Source organism: Pontibacter aquaedesilientis (assembly GCF_014773225.1).
In the GTDB taxonomy this organism is placed as follows: domain Bacteria; phylum Bacteroidota; class Bacteroidia; order Cytophagales; family Hymenobacteraceae; genus Pontibacter; species Pontibacter aquaedesilientis.
The window spans coordinates 52,286-70,930 of sequence record NZ_JACXAJ010000004.1 but is presented as its reverse complement, the minus strand read 5'-3'; the positions used below and the strand labels follow the sequence as shown (position 1 = coordinate 70,930).

The following is an 18,645-nucleotide window of genomic DNA, read 5'->3' as shown; positions in this document are numbered from 1 at the left end:
CAATCACTCATTCAAAATTAAAAAAAAGTGGACTACGGAATATGTATGCTCAGTTTGGTGCCCATGCGCGCTGAGCCCTCTGATAAGGCAGAAATGGTCACGCAGGTGCTCTTTGGGGAGTGTCTGGAGGTGCTGAGCAAGCAGGGCAACTGGGTGCAGGTACAGCTGGCCTCGGATGAGTATCGTGGCTGGATCGACTACAAGCAGTATGTGCCTGTTTCGGTGGCTTATTTCCAGGAATGGAAGGCCGCGCAGCACCCCCGGGCACTGGACATTGTGCAAGTGGTGAGCAATGCGGACATGCGCTTGCCTGTAGGTATAGGGGCCTATCTGCCGTTTTTTGATGGCATGAGCCTGCGAATTGACGGGCAGAGCTACCAGTACAGCGGCCGAGCTACCAATCCGGCCGTGCCGGTTACGACAGCCCAGTTAACCAAAGTGGCCCTGGGGTTCCTGAAAGCACCCTACCTGTGGGGCGGCAAATCCATGTTCGGGATCGACTGCTCGGGCTTTACGCAGCAGGTATACGGCCTTTGCGGGTTCCAATTGCCACGCGACGCCAGCCAGCAGGTGGCAGTGGGGGAGGAGGTGCACTTTGCCACCCAGACCCAACCCGGCGATCTGGCCTATTTTGCCAACGACGAGGGTAGAATTACCCATGTAGGCATTATGCTGGAGGGACAGCAGATCATGCACGCCCACGGCGAGATCCGTATCGATACCCTGGACCACAACGGCATCTACAACGCCGAACGCAAACGTTATTCCCACAATCTTCGCATTATAAAGCGTATTTTTTCCTGATACTCAGCACTTTTCTTTGAACTTAGGCTATAACGAGTTGGTTATTTCTCGTAGAAGCATAGCGTAAGTTCAGAGAGAACTATGAGAAATAAAGTGCTGATATTGAACCAGGACTTCAGCGCCATTGCGGTTTGCACGGTGACGAAGGCATTTTTGCTGGTATACCTTGACAAGGCCGAGCTCGTTTCCAAGGCCAATGGCGCTGTTTTGCGCACCGTCAGCACTTCCTATCCTGTTCCCTCTGTTATCCGGCTCCAGCGTTATGTTAAAGTGCCTTATTACGGCATTTCACTTAGCAGGCACAACGTCCTTCGGCGCGACAATTTCCTTTGCCAGTACTGCGGCACCACCAAAAACCTGACCCTCGATCACTTGCTGCCCCGCTCCAGGGGAGGGGAGACCAGTTGGCTGAACATTGTGACGGCCTGCTCCAGGTGCAACTCCCGCAAAGGCGACCGCACCCCCGAAGAAGCCGGCCTGCAGCTGCTGCAAAAACCATCCAAACCTTCCCTTCAAACTTTCCTTCAACTGCACGTGAATGCCTATAACGAGGACTGGCATTTCTTCCTGAATGTCTCCAAAAAGTAGGAATATACAGTTACTAATATATTTAGTGTGATTTGTTTAATGGCCTGTTGTTCAGGGTTTGGTAACACCTGAGGTATAGTGTTACTGTATCGTCTTTTTTTGACTTGAATAGCCTTTATACTAAACTCGATCTTTTGCGGTTTAGCCCGCTATAACTGCCAAGTATAGCGGGTGCTGTGTCGGTCTGATTAGTCAGGAAATGGCTGTCTTTGTGGGTTAGGCTATACCTATACTCCAGTAATCATTTAGAAAGCTTACAAGTCCGCTAACCCTCAATGACTTATACCTTACCTAATATTGCATGAACTTCTATGTTATATACTAGCATAATTTTAAAGTATTGTTTACTTTTGCCCCTTCATTCGAGTGAATGGCCTCGGCACCGCGTCCGGGGAAATGTAAAACCAAACCAAACCGGCCTATTGCTCTAAGTCGGTGGCTTCTCCAGAGCAGTAAAACATTATGAGTAATTCTCCAGAAAATTTCGATTGGGACAAGTTTGAGTCTCAAGGTTTCGGTGGCGGCTACAGCAAAGAAGAGCGCGCTGAAATGGAAAAAATGTATGACGACACCCTGACTACCGTACAGGAGCAGGAGGTTGTTAAAGGAACTGTTGTAGGCATCACTGATCGTGACGTGATCCTGAACATCGGTTTCAAATCTGACGGCCTGGTACCGGTTTCAGAATTCAGAGATCTTCCTGAGCTGAAAGTTGGTGACGAGGTTGAAGTATTCATCGAAGACCAGGAAGACCCGAACGGTCAGCTGATCCTTTCCCGCAAGAAAGCGAAGATCGTATCTGCCTGGGCTCGTATTTATGACGCTCTTGAGAATGACAACATTCTGGAAGGCGTTGTGAAGAGAAGAACCAAAGGTGGTCTGATCATGGACCTCTACGGTGTTGAGGCCTTCTTGCCAGGTTCTCAGATCGACGTGAAGCCGATCCGTGACTTCGACGTGTTCGTTGGTAAGAAGATGGAAGTGAAAGTTGTGAAAATCAACGCCGCTTTCGACAACGTGGTTGTATCGCACAAAGTATTGATCGAGAAAGACCTGGAGCAGCAGCGTGCCGCTATCCTGAACAACCTGGAGAAAGGTCAGGTTCTGGAAGGCGTTATCAAGAACATGACAAACTTCGGTGTGTTCATCGACCTTGGTGGCGTAGACGGTCTGCTTCACATCACAGATATCTCTTGGGGACGTATTAACCACCCAGAGGAAGTATTGAACCTTGACCAGAAGGTGAACGTGGTAGTGCTTGACTTTGACGATGACAAGAAGCGTATCTCTCTTGGCATGAAGCAGCTTACTCCGCACCCTTGGGATGCTCTGCCAGCTGAAATTGAAGTTGGGTCTAGAGTAAAAGGTAAGATCGTTAACGTGGCTGACTACGGCGCATTCCTTGAGCTGATGCCAGGCGTTGAAGGTCTGATCCACGTTTCTGAAATGTCATGGTCACAGCACCTGCGCAACCCACAAGACTTCATCAAGCAAGGCGACGAGGTTGAAGCAGTTGTATTGACTCTTGACCGCGAAGAGCGCAAGATGTCTCTTGGTATCAAGCAGCTTACTGAAGATCCATGGACGAAGGAGGATGTTATCACGAAATATGCAGTTGGCACGAAGCACACTGGCGTAGTTCGTAACCTGACAAACTTCGGTCTGTTCCTGGAGCTGGAAGAAGGTGTTGATGGTCTTGTACACGTATCTGACCTGTCTTGGACTAAGAAGATCAAGCACCCATCTGAGTTCGTGAAAGTTGGTGAAAACCTTGACGTAGTTGTTCTGGAGCTTGATGTAGCAAACAGAAGACTTGCTCTTGGTCACAAGCAGCTGGAGGAGAACCCTTGGGATACGTTCGAGTCTGTATTCAACGTAGGTTCAGTACACAAAGCTACTGTACTTGAGAAATCAGACAGAGGCGCTACGCTGGAGTTGCCATACGGCATCGAAGGTTTCTCTTTCCCGAAAGGTCTTGCAAAAGAAGACGGTTCACAGGTAGAGGCAGGCGAAACGCTTGACTTCCGAGTAACTGAATTCTCTAAAGACGATCGTAAGATTATCCTTTCGCACACTGCCACTTACTCTGAGGCTGACAGCGCTCGTATCGCGAAAGCGACTAAGAAGGCTGCCCCAGCTGGTGAGAAGAAGGAGAAAGCTCCTAAGGCTCCTAAAGAAGTAGAAAACAAGTCTACTCTTGGTGACCTGGATGCCCTGTCTGCTCTGAAAGAGAAGATGTTGGACAACGAGAAAGAAGCTGGCGTGAAGAAGTTAGAAGCCGCTGCCGCTAAAAAGGCAAAAGATTCTGACGAAGCGTCTGCTGAAGAAGAGAACAACGCTTAGTACTAAGCTTGTCCTATAATGAAAGGCCCCGGAGCAATCCGGGGCCTTTTTATTTCTGGCAGTTTCTTATAACCTCAAAAGTTTAAGGCTTATAGAGTAATTAGTACCGAAAAGCAGTATATTAGCTAGGCGCTATACCTGTGGTATAAGACTTTGATAAAAACATTTAGTACTCCAGACATAGTGCAGATAGTAGGAGTAGGGACTCCTGCTATACGCTAGTTGTGGTGCAGTGAAATGAAGAAAATGATTCAGAAAATAATCAATAGCCGCAGGTTCTTTATCTTAACTGGTGTGATGGTTATTGCTGTTTCCTCATACTTTTTATTTAAATCTGGTTACCATGTTCTGTTTTATAATCAAACTTGGGGACTTGATAAAAATACTTTTAGTTACCCAAGACCTTTTTTGGAAGTAGTTACAGATTTCGCCTTTTGGCTGCTACTATTCATGGGTGGTATTGGTATAATCACAGGCAAAAAGAAAGGATTGCTCTTGGGTCTATTGGCAACAGGTGCAGCATTGATTCCTTCTTTGGCTTATGTACTGGTTGCTGCGGGTAAAGTCAGGACCTATTCCAGAAGCATTATGGTAAACAGCACAGAAAGAGAAATGACTAATCTGGAAAAGTGGAACTACATTTATGCTGATTTATTCTTCTCTATTTGTTTGACCTTAATGGTAATAGCAACAATCGTAATAATTGTAAAAAGAAGAAAATACTTAGAAGTCACTAAGCAAAACACCATACCACAACAAAGCCTATAGTGCATTTAAATGCACCATAGCCAAACACGTTAGTAGTAATTCAAATTCAAATGAAATTAGTTTTAACACTTTTGATTCTTTTAACATTTGAAGTAAAGGCTCAAATTAAAGGCAGCTTTTGTAACTCAAATACCTACCATTATAGCTGTATTAATTTTTTAGATGAAAAGCATTTCCAATATTCCTATTCGGATTGTACAAGATTTAGAGAAGGAAGAGGTACTTATAGATTTAGGAATAATAAACTTGAACTTACTTTTACTCAAATTGAAGAACCAACTGAGAAAGGCAAAATAAGCTTTATCAGTAAAGAGGTTAAAAATGATAGCGTTCAAATAATTATACAGGTATTTGATAAACTTTCAAAAGAGTTGATTCCTTTTTCAAATGTCCTTCTCCTGGATAAAGACCAGAAACAATTATTATACTCAATGACAAACCAGGAAGGATTAGCAAAATTTTCTCTTCCAAAATCGAACGACCAAGGAAATATTAAAATCAATTCTTTAGGATTTGAAGTACTTAACCAAAATATATCTTTGGATAAAAGCTATGAAGGTGCGGCTGAATTAATTCAAGGCCCAACTGAATTGGTTAAAGCTGGAGAAGTTTGGAAATGGAAAGTTAAAAAAATAACTGAAAATGACCTGATATTAAAAGGGAGAAAAGGTAAAATCATAATATATAAAAAGAACTAAACTACTAACAAGGTATTCACAAAACCTTTGCTCCGCTGCAGGCTTTGCAAATACTAAACGTTGAGCTTAATATGTGACTATGAAAATTTTCCTTCTAATACTGTCTTTCATTTTATCATGCAGGCTTGGTTTTAGCCAAGGGAGCGACCATTTGGTGCCCGTCGAAGGTTACTTTCATTCCTTTGTAAATAGTGAAGTACTTGAAACCTATTATGAACGTACTCAAGAGACCTTATTCAAAGGGATAGGTGAAAACCAGTACTTTGTCAGAGTAGTGATTCTGCCATCTTTTCAACCAGAGAAGCTATTGTCAGTTGAATCCCAGGAAGAAGGACTGGTACTACTAAAAAGAACAGTTGATATACCAATCTGGGCTTATGTCAGTCCACACGTTAGCTCACCCAATAGAGAGCTTAAACTGATAGAGCAAAAAGTAAGGATAAGTGAAGAAATTGCCACAGAACTTAAGGAGTTGTTTTTGATCGCCCTATACAAGACCCAGTATCCTGAAGCACCTCAAATGGGTTTGGATGGGACTTCATACTATTTCATTACTCATAAACAGTGGGCAGGTACAATGGCAGGCAAAGTCTGGTCACCAAACAAGGGAACGAAGATGTATGAATTGGTTGAGTTGACTGAGTTAATGGAGAAATTAACCCAAAGTACTGCTCCAGAAGAAGACCAAAAATCCATGATAGAAGCGATAAAGGCGCTCAAAAACAAGCTACAAAAAGATTAAGAAATATTTAGCTCAACAACACCTATAGTGCATTTACGCACCATAGCCAAGACGTTCTGCGATCTTTTAAATGTAGGATACACTCTCTCATGCATTGGAATGTGCATACCATAAGTTTAAGATAGATCCGATACTATAAATCAGCTCCCCTATGCGAAAAGTAATCTTAGACCTGGCCGTGACTCTCGATGGTTATATAGAAGGCCCAAATGGAGAAGTAGATTGGTGTATTCTGGACGAGGACATGGACCTCCAGGGCTTTCTTGCAGGTATAGACACAATCCTGTATGGTCGGGTGAGCTACGAGATGTGGGGAAATTACCAGCCGGACTCTAACGCAAGCGAAACCGATAAAGCTATTTGGGCGGCTGTCCACTCAAAAAATAAAATAGTATTCTCGAGCCAGGGGCAGCAGGATAGCAACGCCACTTTCATTTCCTCTGGTATACCTGAAAAAATTGCTGAAATGAAACAACAAAACGGCAAGGATATTTGGCTGTACGGTGGAGCAAAGCTCATTACAACCTTTATCCAGTATGGTCTAATTGACATATACCGTATTTCCATGCACCCGACCGTGCTAGGAGCAGGCAAGCCCTTGTTTCAAGAACTTAAAGGCCGGATAGACCTCAACTTAACAGGATTAAACAGGTTTAAATCAGGTGTGGTACAGCTCATCTATGAGGCCAAAAGTAAAGTTTAAATACCTGCTATTCAGAAATGCCCCAAAAGCAGCATTGCAAACTATGACCTCATACCTTCAAATCCACCCCGAAGTACAGCAAGCCTTGGCCCAAGGAAAGCCAGTAGTGGCGCTGGAGTCCACGATCATTGCGCATGGTATGCCTTACCCGCATAATGTGCAGACGGCCCTAGAAGTGGAAGCGGTAGTGCGGGAAACAGGAGCTATACCTGCGACCATTGCCATCCTGAATGGCAAGTGCTGTGTGGGATTAACACAGCAGCAGATAGAGCAGCTGGGCCAGGCAAATGATGTCTGGAAAGTCAGTCTGGTGGATATGCCTTATGTCGTGAGCCAGCAGCTTAATGGGGCGACTACTGTGGCCGCTACCATGCGTATTGCCGCCATGGCAGGTATACGGGTGTTCGTAACGGGCGGGATTGGGGGTGTGCACCGGGGCGCTGAGACTACCATGGATATTTCGGCCGACCTGACCGAAATGGGACAGACCTCGGTAGCGGTGGTTTCGGCAGGTGTCAAGTCGATACTGGACATCGGGCTGACCCTGGAGTACCTGGAAACGAAAGGCATTCCTGTTGTTACGTATGGCCAAGATGAGTTCCCCAGCTTTTATTCCCGCCAAAGCGGTTTCCCCTCTCCATTACGACTAAACTCTCCGCAAGCTATCGCCGATCTGCTGCGAGCTAAATGGGACTTGGGACTGGAAGGAGCAGCACTGATTGCCAATCCTATACCTGAACAGTACGAAGTACCTGCCCCGGAAATGGAATGGTATATCACCCAGGCTTTGCATGCGGCTGCTGAGCAGCATATCAAAGGCAAGGCGGTGACACCTTTTCTATTAAAGTATATCGCGGAGCATAGCAAAGGAGAAAGCCTGGAAGCCAACATCGCGCTCATTAAGCACAATGCCAAGTTGGGAGCCGAGATTGCCATGGCTTATGTACAGTAAGGCTTTGGCAGTTTTATTTTGTTGGGGCCGTTTCCGGCTTGGCAAAGCCGCTGACAGGCACCTTCTTTTCTGCTGGTAGCGGGGCGCCGGTTCGTTGCTTGTACCAGGTTTTAAGTCTGCCCACGGCAGGTTTTTCGATGTAGGTTGTAATAAGCCAGGCAGCTGCGAGTGAGATAGCCAGCGGTGGCACGATCACCAGCATACTGTCCCCAAAAAGGGCCTTTGTCTCGTTGAGGATCACATACCCGACAAACTGGTGTATGAGGTACAGGGCATAGGAAATACTCCCCAGGAACAGTAAAGCCTTGTTCACCAGAAAATCCATTTTGCCTTCTAAACCTAGGTAGAAAATAACGAAGAAACTGATGACCACCAAGGTATGCGGCAGGCCCTCGGGTAGGTATAGCGCCACGATAACGGCAATGGAGAAGAGCAAATGCCCTAGAATGATGTTCTTCTTTTCAGGCTGCTTCATGAGTAGGTAAAACAGGATACCCGCATAAAAGAACACGCCATGGTACAGGTTGAGGATGGCCCCAACAGGTCCGAAGCTGAGGGCGTACTTATGCACCAGGCTAAGCATTACCCATACCGGGCCCACCCATAGTATCCGTTTCAGGTTGTTGGTCATGAACAGGGCCAGCATCATCAGGTAGAACATCCACTCCGAGAAAAGCGACCAGTATACCCCATCCACATCAGGCACGCGGGCCAGTTTCTGGAACATGGTCAGGTTGACGAGCATTTGTGGAATGGTGGTTTCGAAGCCAGGCAGTCCGAAAGTTTGTATGACCAGGAAGGTGGTGAGCATACTGAACCAATAGGTAGGGTAGAGGCGAATGCCCCGGTTGAAGAGGAACTCGCTCCCGCTCTTGATCCGGTCGAAACTGAAGAAGATGACAAACCCGCTGATCATAAAGAACAGCTCCACCCCGAAGAGGCCGTAATCGAAATCGAAAGCGGGGGAGAAGCTGTGCCCATACAGGCTGCGGTATACGGAAGTATAGTGAAAGAGCGCCACTGACAGTGCAGCAATGCCCCTTAAAGCGTCTAGAAATAAAAGTCTATTCATATTAAATTGCTTAGCGCCATAGCGCCACGTCCCTGTCGAAGAACACAAACTGGTCTAGCTGAACCCCTGCTTGCTGGTGTCAGGAGTAGGAGTTATCTGCATCAGGCTGTACGATCCTGAAAGCTGCACAAGCCCAACCGCAGCAGCAGCCAGCACTTGTGTCAGGTACGTCATAGTTTACAATGTGTTACCACCCTCAGATCAACTTCTTCAAAATGAGCCACCTTTTTGCAAACTACGAAAGCGGCTATACCTTATGAAGAATCGATCGCCCAGTGTGAGGATAACCGTTTTTCTGCCTATACCAGGGTTGTAAGAATAAAGTTATACCTGCTTCAGTCAGTCAGCGGGATAAAAGCAAGCAGGCAATTGCATGACCTGATTTTTGCATTTAAGGTGGCTTTTTGGTAGCTTGTCAGCATGAAAACTACAGTAAGCTTTTTCTTGGTTGCGGCGCTGGTCGGCTTCGCCTCCTGCTCGGACGACAACACGCAGTCAGACACGACGAACACCCAGTCAACCAATGCACCAGCCAGCATGAATGCTGCTACCGCTGCTCCAGCCGGAGACGTGGCGCTGAACCCTGCTCATGGAGAGCCAGGCCATAACTGCGCTATACCTGTCGGAGCGCCGCTCAACTCAACACCACAGCCCAAGCTGACAACACCGCCTCCTGTGTTTCAACCGCAGGCAACAGGTTCGGTGGCAGAAGGCACCAACCCACCGCACGGCCAGCCAGGTCATGATTGCGCTATACCTGTGGGAGCACCGCTTCCTAAGTAAAAGGTTTGCCACGGGGAAGAGGATGAAAATTTAATTGGCTTACTGCTAGCTTTATAGCCTTCTGAGGTTAAAAAATATAGCTTTATAGTTTGACAAGCATACATCTCTGTTTATATTTGCACTCCCAATCAGGGTAACGTGGCCGAGTGGCTAGGCTCAGCTCTGCAAAAGCTGCTACAGCGGTTCGAATCCGCTCGTTACCTCTCTTTTTAGAAACGCCCGGTCTTTTACCTGACCGGGCGTTTTTTTATTTTATACCTCTCTGCTTCTTTTAAGCAAAGCGCTCGTGCCCAAGTCTATACAGATAGCTTGTGATAGAGCCAAATTCCCCAACGGATTGCCTTCCCTAAATGGCACTGATTTTTTCAGATCCGCTATATCCTTTGTGTGCATATATCGTATTGCAAGCAAACATTATCCCATGGCTATCCCTACATCATAGTCAACAGAAGACAGGCAATACAAGCATCTTACCTTATTCCATGAAGATTACAGATTTGCGCATCATGCGCGGACCAAACTACTGGTCAGTAGAACACCCCAAAATCATTGTTCTGAAACTGGCCCTCGAAGAGTTGGCAGATACGCTTACCAACGAAGTACCCGGCTTCTATAGCCGATTAAAGAAAATGTTTCCGGCCATGTACAACCACCGCGCTTCGGAGGGGGTGGCAGGTGGTTTCTTCCATTCAGTGGAGGAAGGGACCACTTTCGGGCATGTGGTACAACACATTGCGCTAGAACTGCAGACACTGGCAGGTATGGAGAGCGGCTTCGGACGTTGCTACCCGGCCCATGACCTGGGCACGCTGCAGGTGATCTTCTCTTACCAGGAGGAGCGAGCCGGTGAATATGCCGCCCATGCCGCCTTGCGTATCACAGAGGCGCTCATCAAAGGCGAGAAATACAGACTAAGCGACGATATTGACCGCCTCCACCAAATCCGTGAAGATGAGTACTTTGGGCCAAGCACCTTCTCCATCGTGTCGGAGGCGGAGAGCCGCGGCATACCTTATATCCGTCTCAACAGACATTCGCTCATCCAACTGGGCCACGGCGTGAACCAGAAGCGTATTCAGGCCACGATGACCTGCAGCACCGCCTGCTTTGCCGTAGAGATTGCCGGTGATAAGAACGCTACCAAAGAACTGCTGGATGAGGCAGGTATACCTGTACCGAAAGGAACCACCGTGTATGACCAGGAAGAGCTGAAACGTGCCGTAGACCGACTCGGCTACCCGCTGGTGCTCAAGCCGCTGGATGGTAACCATGGCAAAGGCGCTACCATCAACATCACCAATTGGAAAGACGCGCTGAAAGGGCTTGCCGCCGCTCAGAAGTACTCCGATGCCGTGATGGTGGAGCAGTTTGTGCAGGGCTTCGACTTCAGACTACTGGTCATCAACAAGAAATTTGTGGCCGCCGCCAAGCGCACACCGGCCATGATAACAGGAGACGGCAAATCCACGATCCGGGAACTGGTGGACCGGGAGAACCGGGACCCGAGACGCGGCGTGGGGCACGAAAAGGCGCTGACCCGCATCTCGATCGACCGTCACACGCAAAATATTTTAAAGGCCAAAGAGCTTACTACTCAGTCAGTTTTGCCCGAAGGGGAGGTACTATACCTGAAAAGTACGGCTAACATAAGTACTGGAGGCACGGCAACTGACGTTACTGATTTAGTTGATCCTTATAACATACTCATGGCGGAGCGCATTGCAGGACTGATCGGGTTGGATATTTGCGGCATCGATGTGATGACCACCGATATCGCCATACCGCTCAACGAGGCAAATGGCGCTGTGCTGGAGGTGAATGCTGCACCGGGTTTCCGGATGCACATTTCGCCTACCTACGGTTTGCCGCGAAACGTGGCAGAGCCGGTAATTGACATGCTGTTCCCGCGCAACAAACCTGCCCGTATTCCGATCATTGCGGTGTCGGGTACCAACGGGAAGACAACCACAACGCGCCTGATCGCCCACATGGTGAAAAGCAAAGGCTATCAGGTAGGGTATACGACCACCGACGGCATCTACATTCAGGACAAGATGCTCGAAAAAGGCGATACGACAGGGGCTTACAGTGCACAGTTCGTACTCAAAGACCCGACAGTGAATTTCGCTGTACTGGAGTGTGCGAGAGGCGGATTGCTTCGCTCAGGACTTGGTTTCGACCAATGCGACATCGGCATTGTGACCAATGTGAGCTCCGACCACCTGGGCCTGCGTGACATCCATACCCTGGAGGATCTGGCCAAAGTGAAGTCGGTGATACCGAAGAGCGTGAGCAAAGACGGCTATGCCATCCTGAATGCCGACGATGACCTAGTATATGCGATGGCGGAAGAGGTAAAATGCAAAGTGGCTTTCTTTAGTATGGACGAGAACAATCCGCGCATACTCAAGCACATTGCAAAAGGCGGACTGGCCGCTGTTTTTGAGAACGGGTATATCTCGATCTTCAAGAACAGCTACAAGATCAGGATTGACCGCGTGGCCGATGTGCCGCTGACGTTTGGGGGGAAAGCCAAATTCAATATCGAAAACATACTGGCGGCAACGCTGGCCGGTTATGTATCGCATTTTGACATTGAGGATATCAAAAGGGCCTTGCGCACCTTTATACCTTCGCCGGATAAAACGCCGGGCCGTATGAACCTGTTTCAGTTCCCTAATTTTGAGGTGCTGGTAGACTATGCCCATAATGTGGGCGGTCTGAAAGCAATTGGCGGCTTTATGGAGGACCTGGACGTGACCCGGAAGATCGGTATCGTAGCGGGTGTGGGCGACCGCAGAACGCAGGATTTCTACGAACTGGGCAAAGTGGCCGGAGAGATTTTTGACGAAGTGATCATCCGCCTCGACAGTGACCTGCGCGGTAAAACGGCTGAGGAAATCACGTTGCCGATGATGCAGGGCATAGAGGAAGTAGCGCCCCACATTCAGGTCAAGGTGATACCTGAGGAGATGCGGGCCATTGCACACGCCCTCGAAAATGCCGAAGACGGAGCTTTTGTGGCCATTTTCACGGAAGACGTACACGAATCGGTGAAAATGGTAGAGAGCTTTAAAGTGATACAGCACAGAAAAAGCATGCTGGTCGAATAAAAGAATTCTTGTTGATTAAATTCTGACGCCTGCGTTAGAGCTATTCATGTGAACGATGGACTAAAACCCTTTCCTCAGGATAGGGTTTTTTTTATGGCTATACCTGCCGCATGGGAAGAACACCGGATGAGCTGAACTTGCAAATTGGCAGAAAGATAAAGGCAGGAAGTAGGGCTTATTGCAAGGAAGTGCAGGCATAAAAAAGCCCCTGCGAGTTGCAGAGGCTCTTCATAAAGTAGGATTTAAAGTTTACTTCAGTACAAATGTAGTAGTGCCGATCAGGAATCCATCGGCATAGAGCTCGATGGTGTGCTGGCCTTTTTTATACTCTGCGTTCTTGGCGTACACAAAGCTTACCTGCTGCTGTGTGTTATCAAACACGATGTCGCGCTTCGCCGTGTAGTACATATCCTGACCATCGATATCAAATGAACCGGAACCGGTTGATAAGTTGTAGAGAGCAGCTCCGTCTGGCTCGATTAGGCGCATGTAAATGGTTTTAGGCTCCTTGGGAGCTACATCGTTCTTAGCCAGGTGAAAGGCAACACGAATCTTCTCCACGTTCTTGGCACGGAACTCGTTCTTTTTGTCATCCAGTTCTTTTCCGCGCTTGTTTACTACCATCACATCCATGCGCTGCGCTTCCAGTCGGGAGGCTACTTTTACTTTCTCGATCAGGTTCTCATTGGTAGACTTCATCGTCGTCAGACTGTCGGACAGACGGTTCTGCGTGGTCTTCAGCGTGGTGTTCTCTGTGAAAAGTACCTCATTATCCTGTTTCAGGGTGGCAATTTCCTGATCTTTTTGCTTCAGTTGCTGCTCGAAGGCCTGCGCACGGTCACGGAAACGACGCTGGTCAGCCAGGCTATAGCTGCTCTTGCGGAAACCGCGGAGTTCGTTCAGGTCAGAAGTGATAGAGGCGATCTGCGCTTCCAAAGAATCGTTTTCAAGTCCCATGGCTTGCAGTTCCTGGCTCTGCCGTTCAAAATCAGCCTTGAGTGCCTCATAAACTTTTATCTGGTTCTCCAGTTCCTTATCTTTCACTCGGATTACCTCGGCCTGTTCTTCATTCTTTTCCTTCTTTTGGTAATTCATGTAGAGCAGGATGCCGTTGATACTGATCAGAATAACGAGCAGGCCACTGATTAAAAGCTTACGGTTGCTTCTTTTTTCAGAAGGGTTCATGGGCAGTTCTTGTTTTTTGGGTGTCTTTTTTTCCGGAGGCGTCATAAATCACGTTCGTTTATGGTCCGGAATATTGTTCATGCAAGTCTCAAATATAAGGCTTTTGGTCTATTATCATACAAGATGAATCAAGAATTTAGTGCGGAGTACTGGCAAAACCGCTATCAAAATGACCAGACCGGATGGGATGTTGGAGCTATAACGACGCCCCTCCAGGAATATTTCGATCAATTGCCTAATCGGGGGCAGGCCATTCTTATTCCGGGATGTGGCCATGCCTACGAGGCAGAATACCTGTTTCTTGAGGGATTCCGAAACACCTTTGTCGCGGACGTTGCCCAGGCTCCTCTGGATCGGTTTGCGGCCCGTGTCCCTTCATTTCCCAAAGACCAACTCTTGCTGCAGGATTTCTTTCGTCTGCAAGGCACTTATGACCTGATCGTGGAGCAGACGTTTTTCTGTGCCATCGACCCAAGCTTGCGCCCTGCCTATGCCCGGAAATGCGCTGAGCTGCTGGCTCCCGGCGGTAAATTAGTCGGGCTGCTCTTCGACACTACCTTTACACACCAGGGACCGCCCTTCGGCGGAAGTCGAGAGGAGTACAAGACCTACTTTGAACCCTATTTTGAATTTCTGCATTTCGAAACAGCTCTTAACTCGATCCAACCCCGGCAAGGAAGAGAACTGTTTATTGAGCTGAGAAAGTTGGGAAGTTAGAAAGTTGGGAAGTTAGAAAGTTTAGAAGTTAGAGAGTTTAGAAGTTAGAGAGTTTGGGAATTAACAATCAACAATCAACAATATAGTTCTTAATTCGCCAAGACCTGACTAAATTTGCAGGCCGAAAGGCTTCAACTTAGTAAATGAACATGTTCGAGATACCAAAACTAAAACATACCGGCTCCGGCAACTTCTTCCTGATGGCGGGTCCCTGCGCAATAGAAGGAGAGGAGATGGCGCTGCAAATCGCCGAACGCCTGATCACAATCTCCGATAAGCTTCAGATTCCGCTGATCTTCAAAGGCTCTTACCGTAAGGCCAACCGTTCCCGCCTGGACTCTTTTACAGGTATAGGCGACGAGAAAGCGCTGCGCATTCTCCAGAAAGTTAGCCAGACCTTTGATATACCCACTGTGACCGACATCCACGAAAGCCAGGAAGCGGCCATGGCTGCCGAATATGTTGATGTGCTGCAGATTCCGGCTTTCCTATGCCGCCAGACCGACCTGTTGGTAGCAGCTGCGCAAACAGGTAAGGTGGTGAACATCAAGAAGGGCCAGTTCCTTTCCGGGGAGGCCATGCGCTTTGCTGTAGACAAGGTACGCGAATCGGGTAATGAGAAGGTGATCCTAACAGACCGCGGCAACAGCTTCGGCTATTCCGATATGGTGGTGGATTTCCGTAACCTGCCAGAAATGCAATCGACCGGCGCACCGGTGGTGATGGACGTAACGCATTCGCTGCAGCAACCTAATCAAAGCTCCGGCGTGACAGGTGGAAAGCCAGCCCTGATCGAGACCATCGCCAAAGCTGCCATCGCCGTGGGAGCCGACGGCCTGTTCATCGAAACGCATCCGCAACCTTCTGTAGCCAAGTCAGATGGTGCCAACATGTTGCCGCTCGACCAGCTGGAAGGCCTTATGGAGAAACTGATCCGGATTCGCCAGGCTGTACGCTAAAAATTGCTAATCGTATAAAAAGAGAGCATCGACCGCGGTTGATGCTCTCTTTATTTCTTTAAAATAGAACCCTATGGCTATACCTGCCTATACCCCGGAGTGGGAAGTTTACTTTTGCGACATTGCCGACCGACCTGCCTGCGTGAGCGTGGATCTGGCACTGGAGAGCCTGGCGCCTATACCTGACACGCACCGCGCGTTTGAGTTGGTAGTGGCCCTGCAGCAAGCTGACGCCGATGGTTTTCCGGCTGAGGAGCAAGAATGGGAAAAGCTCGAGGAGATAGAGGAAGCTGTTGTGTCAGAGTTTCAGAACTCCCTGCAGGCTGTGTTTGTAGGCAAGCTGTTGCACGACGGCAAGCGCATCTTTTACTTTTATAGCGGACAGGAGGCCTTGCCGGAAGTGATCGCAGCCAATATCATGCAGGCTTTCCCGGACTATACCTACGCCACTAATACCATCGAGGACCCAAACTGGGGCCTATACTTGGATTTCCTGTTCCCGGAGCCCGCTGATATGCAGAGTATCAAGAACAGCCGCGTCATCCGCATGATGCAGGAGCATGGCGATGAACAACATATCCCAAGGCCGGTATCCCATCTTTTCTATTTTGCCACTGAAACGGACAGATTAGCGTTCAAAAACCGAGTGGAGCAGGAGGGCTATACCTTTGTTTCGGAGAGTATGATTGAGAAAAGCCCAGAAGCCCCTTACAGCCTGGTTGTCTCTAAAGTGGAATCACTGGATGAAGAATCGGTGTATGCCACCACACTGGGACTTGGTCTGTTGGCTGTGGAATTTAACGGTACCTACGACGGCTGGGAAGCGCCGGTAATCAAGGAAAACGACTGAGGCTGCGCTATAAGAGATGTTAGATGTTAGACATTAGACATGGAGGGGAATAAACCTTCCCTGTATATCTGCCAGAAAAGCACTAAATAGGTTTTATTTAGCGAAGTACTAATAGAGCAGCGTAAAGTTTTCTTTAGGTTGTGACTTCCGGAAAAACACCAAGCCTACATAAAACAGATCGACTGTCTGCATCACCTTTGGGTGCTTTTTGATATCCTGCCAGGCACGTTTCATTTCGGCCGACCAATAGAGGTCGTCCAGCACGAACACGCTGTATTCGTGATGCTTGCTGAGGCAGGCCTCAAAATAGCGCATGGTCGGCTCGTAGCGGTGGTTGCCGTCGAAAAACACAAAATCCAGTTGCCCGACTTTTTGCAGTTGTTCTGTTAGCGTTTCATCCAGATTCCCGATTACTTGGCGCACGTTCGCTATCCCTAGCTTTCTGAAATTAGCCTTGGCCTCGGTTGCAATAGACGGGCAGCCTTCGAAGGTATAGACCGTGGCTTTTGAATTAGCTTTGGCCAGGTAGGAAGTGGTTATACCCAGTGAGGTGCCTAAGTCAAAGACCGTTTCAGGCTGGAAATGGCTGACTAACCGAAAGATCAGTTGCGCATACTTAGCCGGTTTGGCGGAGGTGCGGGCAATGTAACTGACTTTACGCTCCTTCTTCAGACCTGCCTTGGGTCCGGCCCCAAAATCTGTTACCAGCAGCTTACGATGGTCCTGCAGCAGTTCCTGCCGTAGCTCTTCCACAATGGGGTAGGCATAGTAATCCCCATCATGCAGGATCACCTGGTTATACAGATCAAAAACGAAAGGGGAATGTACGCCGTGCAGCTTAAAAGCCCTGAGTCGGTAAAGCAGGTAGTTAGCGGCCAGGTGAAAGGGGAGCAAAATTTAAGTGGTTAAATTGTTGATTGTTTAATTGTTGGTTCTCCTTATTTGAGAGGAAACCTAATACAGCAAGGCTGCTGTACTTGAAAATTAAAGGTATAATCGTTTGCACAATTAAGCAATTTAACCCACAACAATTGAACAGGTATAGTCAAACAACAATTAACAATCAGCAATTTAATTCAACTTATACGGCACGATGAGTGTGAACTCGGGTATGGTGACATGAAACTGCTTCCCGTCGACCATGCGTTCCATTAGGTACGTGCCGCGCATTTTGCCCATGCCTGTTTTCAGATTGCAGCCGGATACGTACTCATGCGACTCGCCGGGCTCCAGTACCGGTTGCTGGCCTACCACACCTTCGCCTTCCACTTCGCGTATGGTGCCGGTGGCGTCGTGTATGTACCAATGCCGGCGCAATAGCTTGAGCGTGAACTCGCTGTTGTTTTCTATACTGATCTTGTAAGCAAATACATAGTGCTGCTGTACCGGACTGGAATAATCAGGAAGGTAGTTAGTGGTTACTGTTACTTTTACACCTTCTGTAGTTTTTGTATCCATGTTACAGAGTTTTTTGTATAATTAGCATCTGTTTCAGGTATAGTCAATCCTTGTCCCGACACAGGTATGTTGGATTCCAAACTGACCACCCCTCACTAATTATGAATGTAAAGATAGAAGAAAGCTGGCAAAATGTGTTAGAAGATGAATTTGAAAAGCCCTATTTCAAAAATCTTGTCTCCTTTGTTAAAGACGAATACGCGAGCCAAAAAGTTTACCCGCCCGGGAGCCAGATTTTCAGTGCGTTTGAGCTGTGCCCTTTCGATAATGTAAAGGTAGTTATTTTAGGCCAGGACCCTTATCATGGTCCCAATCAGGCGAACGGATTGGCTTTTTCAGTGAAAGATGGGATGCGTATTCCGCCTTCGCTGCTCAATATTTTCAAAGAAATAAAGAATGACCTGGGAAAGGACCTGCCACCAACGGGCAACCTGGAGCGCTGGGCGCAGCAAGGGGTTTTGCTGCTGAACGCGACGCTCACAGTACGTGCCGCCAATGCCGGTTCTCACCAGAAAAAGGGCTGGGAGGAATTTACGGATGCCGTCGTGAAAAAAGTAAACGACCTGAAACAGGGGGTAGTCTTCATACTATGGGGTGCCTACGCCCAGAAAAAAGGAGCCTTCATCGACGAACGCAAGCACCTGGTACTCAAGGCTGCGCACCCATCGCCTTTTGCCGCAGACCGTGGTTTCTTCGGTACGCACCACTTCAGTAAGGCAAATGAGTACCTGAAAGCACAGGGGAAAGAGCCGATTGACTGGTGACCTCCCCCCAGCCCCCTCCTAAGAACAGGAGGGGGAGGAAAGTTGTCTTTGACGGGAGGATTGTTTCTTATAATTATCTCTGGCGCGGGAATTATTCCCGTGTCTCTCTATCATGTCGAGTCTGTGACTCGACTGGGCCAGAGGCC

General features: G+C 48.1%; 18 protein-coding genes and 1 tRNA gene. 15 read left to right on the top strand and 4 right to left on the bottom strand.

Going from position 1 to position 18,645, the window contains the following annotated elements:
* Positions 1-27: 27 nt before the first annotated feature.
* From H9Q13_RS10440 to H9Q13_RS10405, 8 genes are all read left to right on the top strand, one after another.
* Positions 28-804, top strand: coding sequence for a C40 family peptidase (locus H9Q13_RS10440; RefSeq protein ID WP_317173892.1), 777 nt, complete (start codon positions 28-30; stop codon positions 802-804).
* Between the two features lie 81 nt (positions 805-885).
* Positions 886-1,392, top strand: coding sequence for an HNH endonuclease (locus H9Q13_RS10435; RefSeq protein WP_191183748.1), 507 nt, complete (start codon positions 886-888; stop codon positions 1,390-1,392).
* A gap of 462 nt (positions 1,393-1,854) precedes the next feature.
* Positions 1,855-3,735 (top strand): 30S ribosomal protein S1, encoded by a 1,881-nt coding sequence (gene rpsA / locus H9Q13_RS10430; RefSeq protein ID WP_191183747.1) that lies wholly within the window; start codon positions 1,855-1,857, stop codon positions 3,733-3,735.
* A gap of 237 nt (positions 3,736-3,972) precedes the next feature.
* Positions 3,973-4,503 carry a hypothetical protein gene (locus H9Q13_RS10425; protein WP_224744219.1) on the top strand — a complete coding sequence of 177 codons (531 nt, stop codon included), beginning with the start codon at positions 3,973-3,975 and terminating at the stop codon, positions 4,501-4,503.
* A gap of 50 nt (positions 4,504-4,553) precedes the next feature.
* Complete coding sequence (locus tag H9Q13_RS10420) at positions 4,554-5,201, top strand: hypothetical protein (RefSeq protein ID WP_191183745.1); 648 nt, start codon at positions 4,554-4,556, stop codon at positions 5,199-5,201.
* A 79-nt stretch (positions 5,202-5,280) separates the two neighbouring features.
* Positions 5,281-5,943 carry a hypothetical protein gene (locus H9Q13_RS10415; protein ID WP_191183744.1) on the top strand — a complete coding sequence of 221 codons (663 nt, stop codon included), beginning with the start codon at positions 5,281-5,283 and terminating at the stop codon, positions 5,941-5,943.
* A 151-nt stretch (positions 5,944-6,094) separates the two neighbouring features.
* Complete coding sequence (locus H9Q13_RS10410; protein ID WP_191183743.1) at positions 6,095-6,646, top strand: dihydrofolate reductase family protein; 552 nt, start codon at positions 6,095-6,097, stop codon at positions 6,644-6,646.
* 43 nt (positions 6,647-6,689) lie between these two features.
* On the top strand, positions 6,690-7,598 hold the full coding sequence (locus tag H9Q13_RS10405) for a pseudouridine-5'-phosphate glycosidase (protein WP_191183742.1): 909 nt from the start codon (positions 6,690-6,692) through the stop codon (positions 7,596-7,598).
* A gap of 13 nt (positions 7,599-7,611) precedes the next feature.
* On the opposite strand, the gene H9Q13_RS10400 is transcribed toward H9Q13_RS10405, so the two are convergent.
* The gene (locus H9Q13_RS10400) at positions 7,612-8,670 is read right to left on the bottom strand and encodes an acyltransferase family protein (RefSeq protein ID WP_191183741.1); all 1,059 of its coding nucleotides are present in this window, start codon (positions 8,668-8,670) and stop codon (positions 7,612-7,614) included.
* 420 nt (positions 8,671-9,090) lie between these two features.
* Here H9Q13_RS10400 and H9Q13_RS10395 point away from each other — a divergent pair, with 420 nt between their 5' ends.
* The 3 genes from H9Q13_RS10395 to cphA all read left to right on the top strand — a co-directional run bounded on the left by H9Q13_RS10395 (position 9,091) and on the right by cphA (position 12,566).
* Positions 9,091-9,453 (top strand): hypothetical protein, encoded by a 363-nt coding sequence (locus H9Q13_RS10395; RefSeq protein ID WP_191183740.1) that lies wholly within the window; start codon positions 9,091-9,093, stop codon positions 9,451-9,453.
* A gap of 132 nt (positions 9,454-9,585) precedes the next feature.
* Positions 9,586-9,656: transfer RNA gene (locus tag H9Q13_RS10390), tRNA-Cys, on the top strand.
* Positions 9,657-9,935: 279 nt separating this feature from the next.
* On the top strand, positions 9,936-12,566 hold the full coding sequence (gene cphA / locus H9Q13_RS10385) for a cyanophycin synthetase (RefSeq protein WP_191183739.1): 2,631 nt from the start codon (positions 9,936-9,938) through the stop codon (positions 12,564-12,566).
* Between the two features lie 249 nt (positions 12,567-12,815).
* Here cphA and H9Q13_RS10380 read toward each other — a convergent pair whose 3' ends face one another.
* Positions 12,816-13,796 (bottom strand): hypothetical protein, encoded by a 981-nt coding sequence (locus H9Q13_RS10380; protein WP_191183738.1) that lies wholly within the window; start codon positions 13,794-13,796, stop codon positions 12,816-12,818.
* 78 nt (positions 13,797-13,874) lie between these two features.
* On the opposite strand from H9Q13_RS10380, the gene H9Q13_RS10375 reads away from it, so the two are divergent.
* From H9Q13_RS10375 to H9Q13_RS10365, 3 genes are all read left to right on the top strand, one after another.
* Positions 13,875-14,468: a class I SAM-dependent methyltransferase gene (locus H9Q13_RS10375; protein WP_191183737.1), complete on the top strand. Its 594-nt coding sequence runs from the start codon at positions 13,875-13,877 to the stop codon at positions 14,466-14,468.
* Between the two features lie 149 nt (positions 14,469-14,617).
* Positions 14,618-15,427 (top strand): 3-deoxy-8-phosphooctulonate synthase, encoded by an 810-nt coding sequence (gene kdsA / locus H9Q13_RS10370; protein ID WP_191183736.1) that lies wholly within the window; start codon positions 14,618-14,620, stop codon positions 15,425-15,427.
* Positions 15,428-15,500: 73 nt separating this feature from the next.
* Positions 15,501-16,277 carry a DUF695 domain-containing protein gene (locus tag H9Q13_RS10365; protein WP_191183735.1) on the top strand — a complete coding sequence of 259 codons (777 nt, stop codon included), beginning with the start codon at positions 15,501-15,503 and terminating at the stop codon, positions 16,275-16,277.
* Between the two features lie 108 nt (positions 16,278-16,385).
* Here the strand turns inward: H9Q13_RS10365 and H9Q13_RS10360 are convergent, their stop codons facing one another.
* Positions 16,386-17,171: an O-methyltransferase gene (locus tag H9Q13_RS10360; RefSeq protein WP_191183734.1), complete on the bottom strand. Its 786-nt coding sequence runs from the start codon at positions 17,169-17,171 to the stop codon at positions 16,386-16,388.
* 177 nt (positions 17,172-17,348) lie between these two features.
* Positions 17,349-17,735 (bottom strand): Co2+/Mg2+ efflux protein ApaG, encoded by a 387-nt coding sequence (apaG, locus tag H9Q13_RS10355; RefSeq protein WP_191183733.1) that lies wholly within the window; start codon positions 17,733-17,735, stop codon positions 17,349-17,351.
* A gap of 101 nt (positions 17,736-17,836) precedes the next feature.
* Between apaG and ung the strand changes: the two genes are divergently transcribed.
* The gene (ung, locus tag H9Q13_RS10350; RefSeq protein WP_191183732.1) at positions 17,837-18,499 is read left to right on the top strand and encodes a uracil-DNA glycosylase; all 663 of its coding nucleotides are present in this window, start codon (positions 17,837-17,839) and stop codon (positions 18,497-18,499) included.
* Positions 18,500-18,645: the final 146 nt, after the last annotated feature.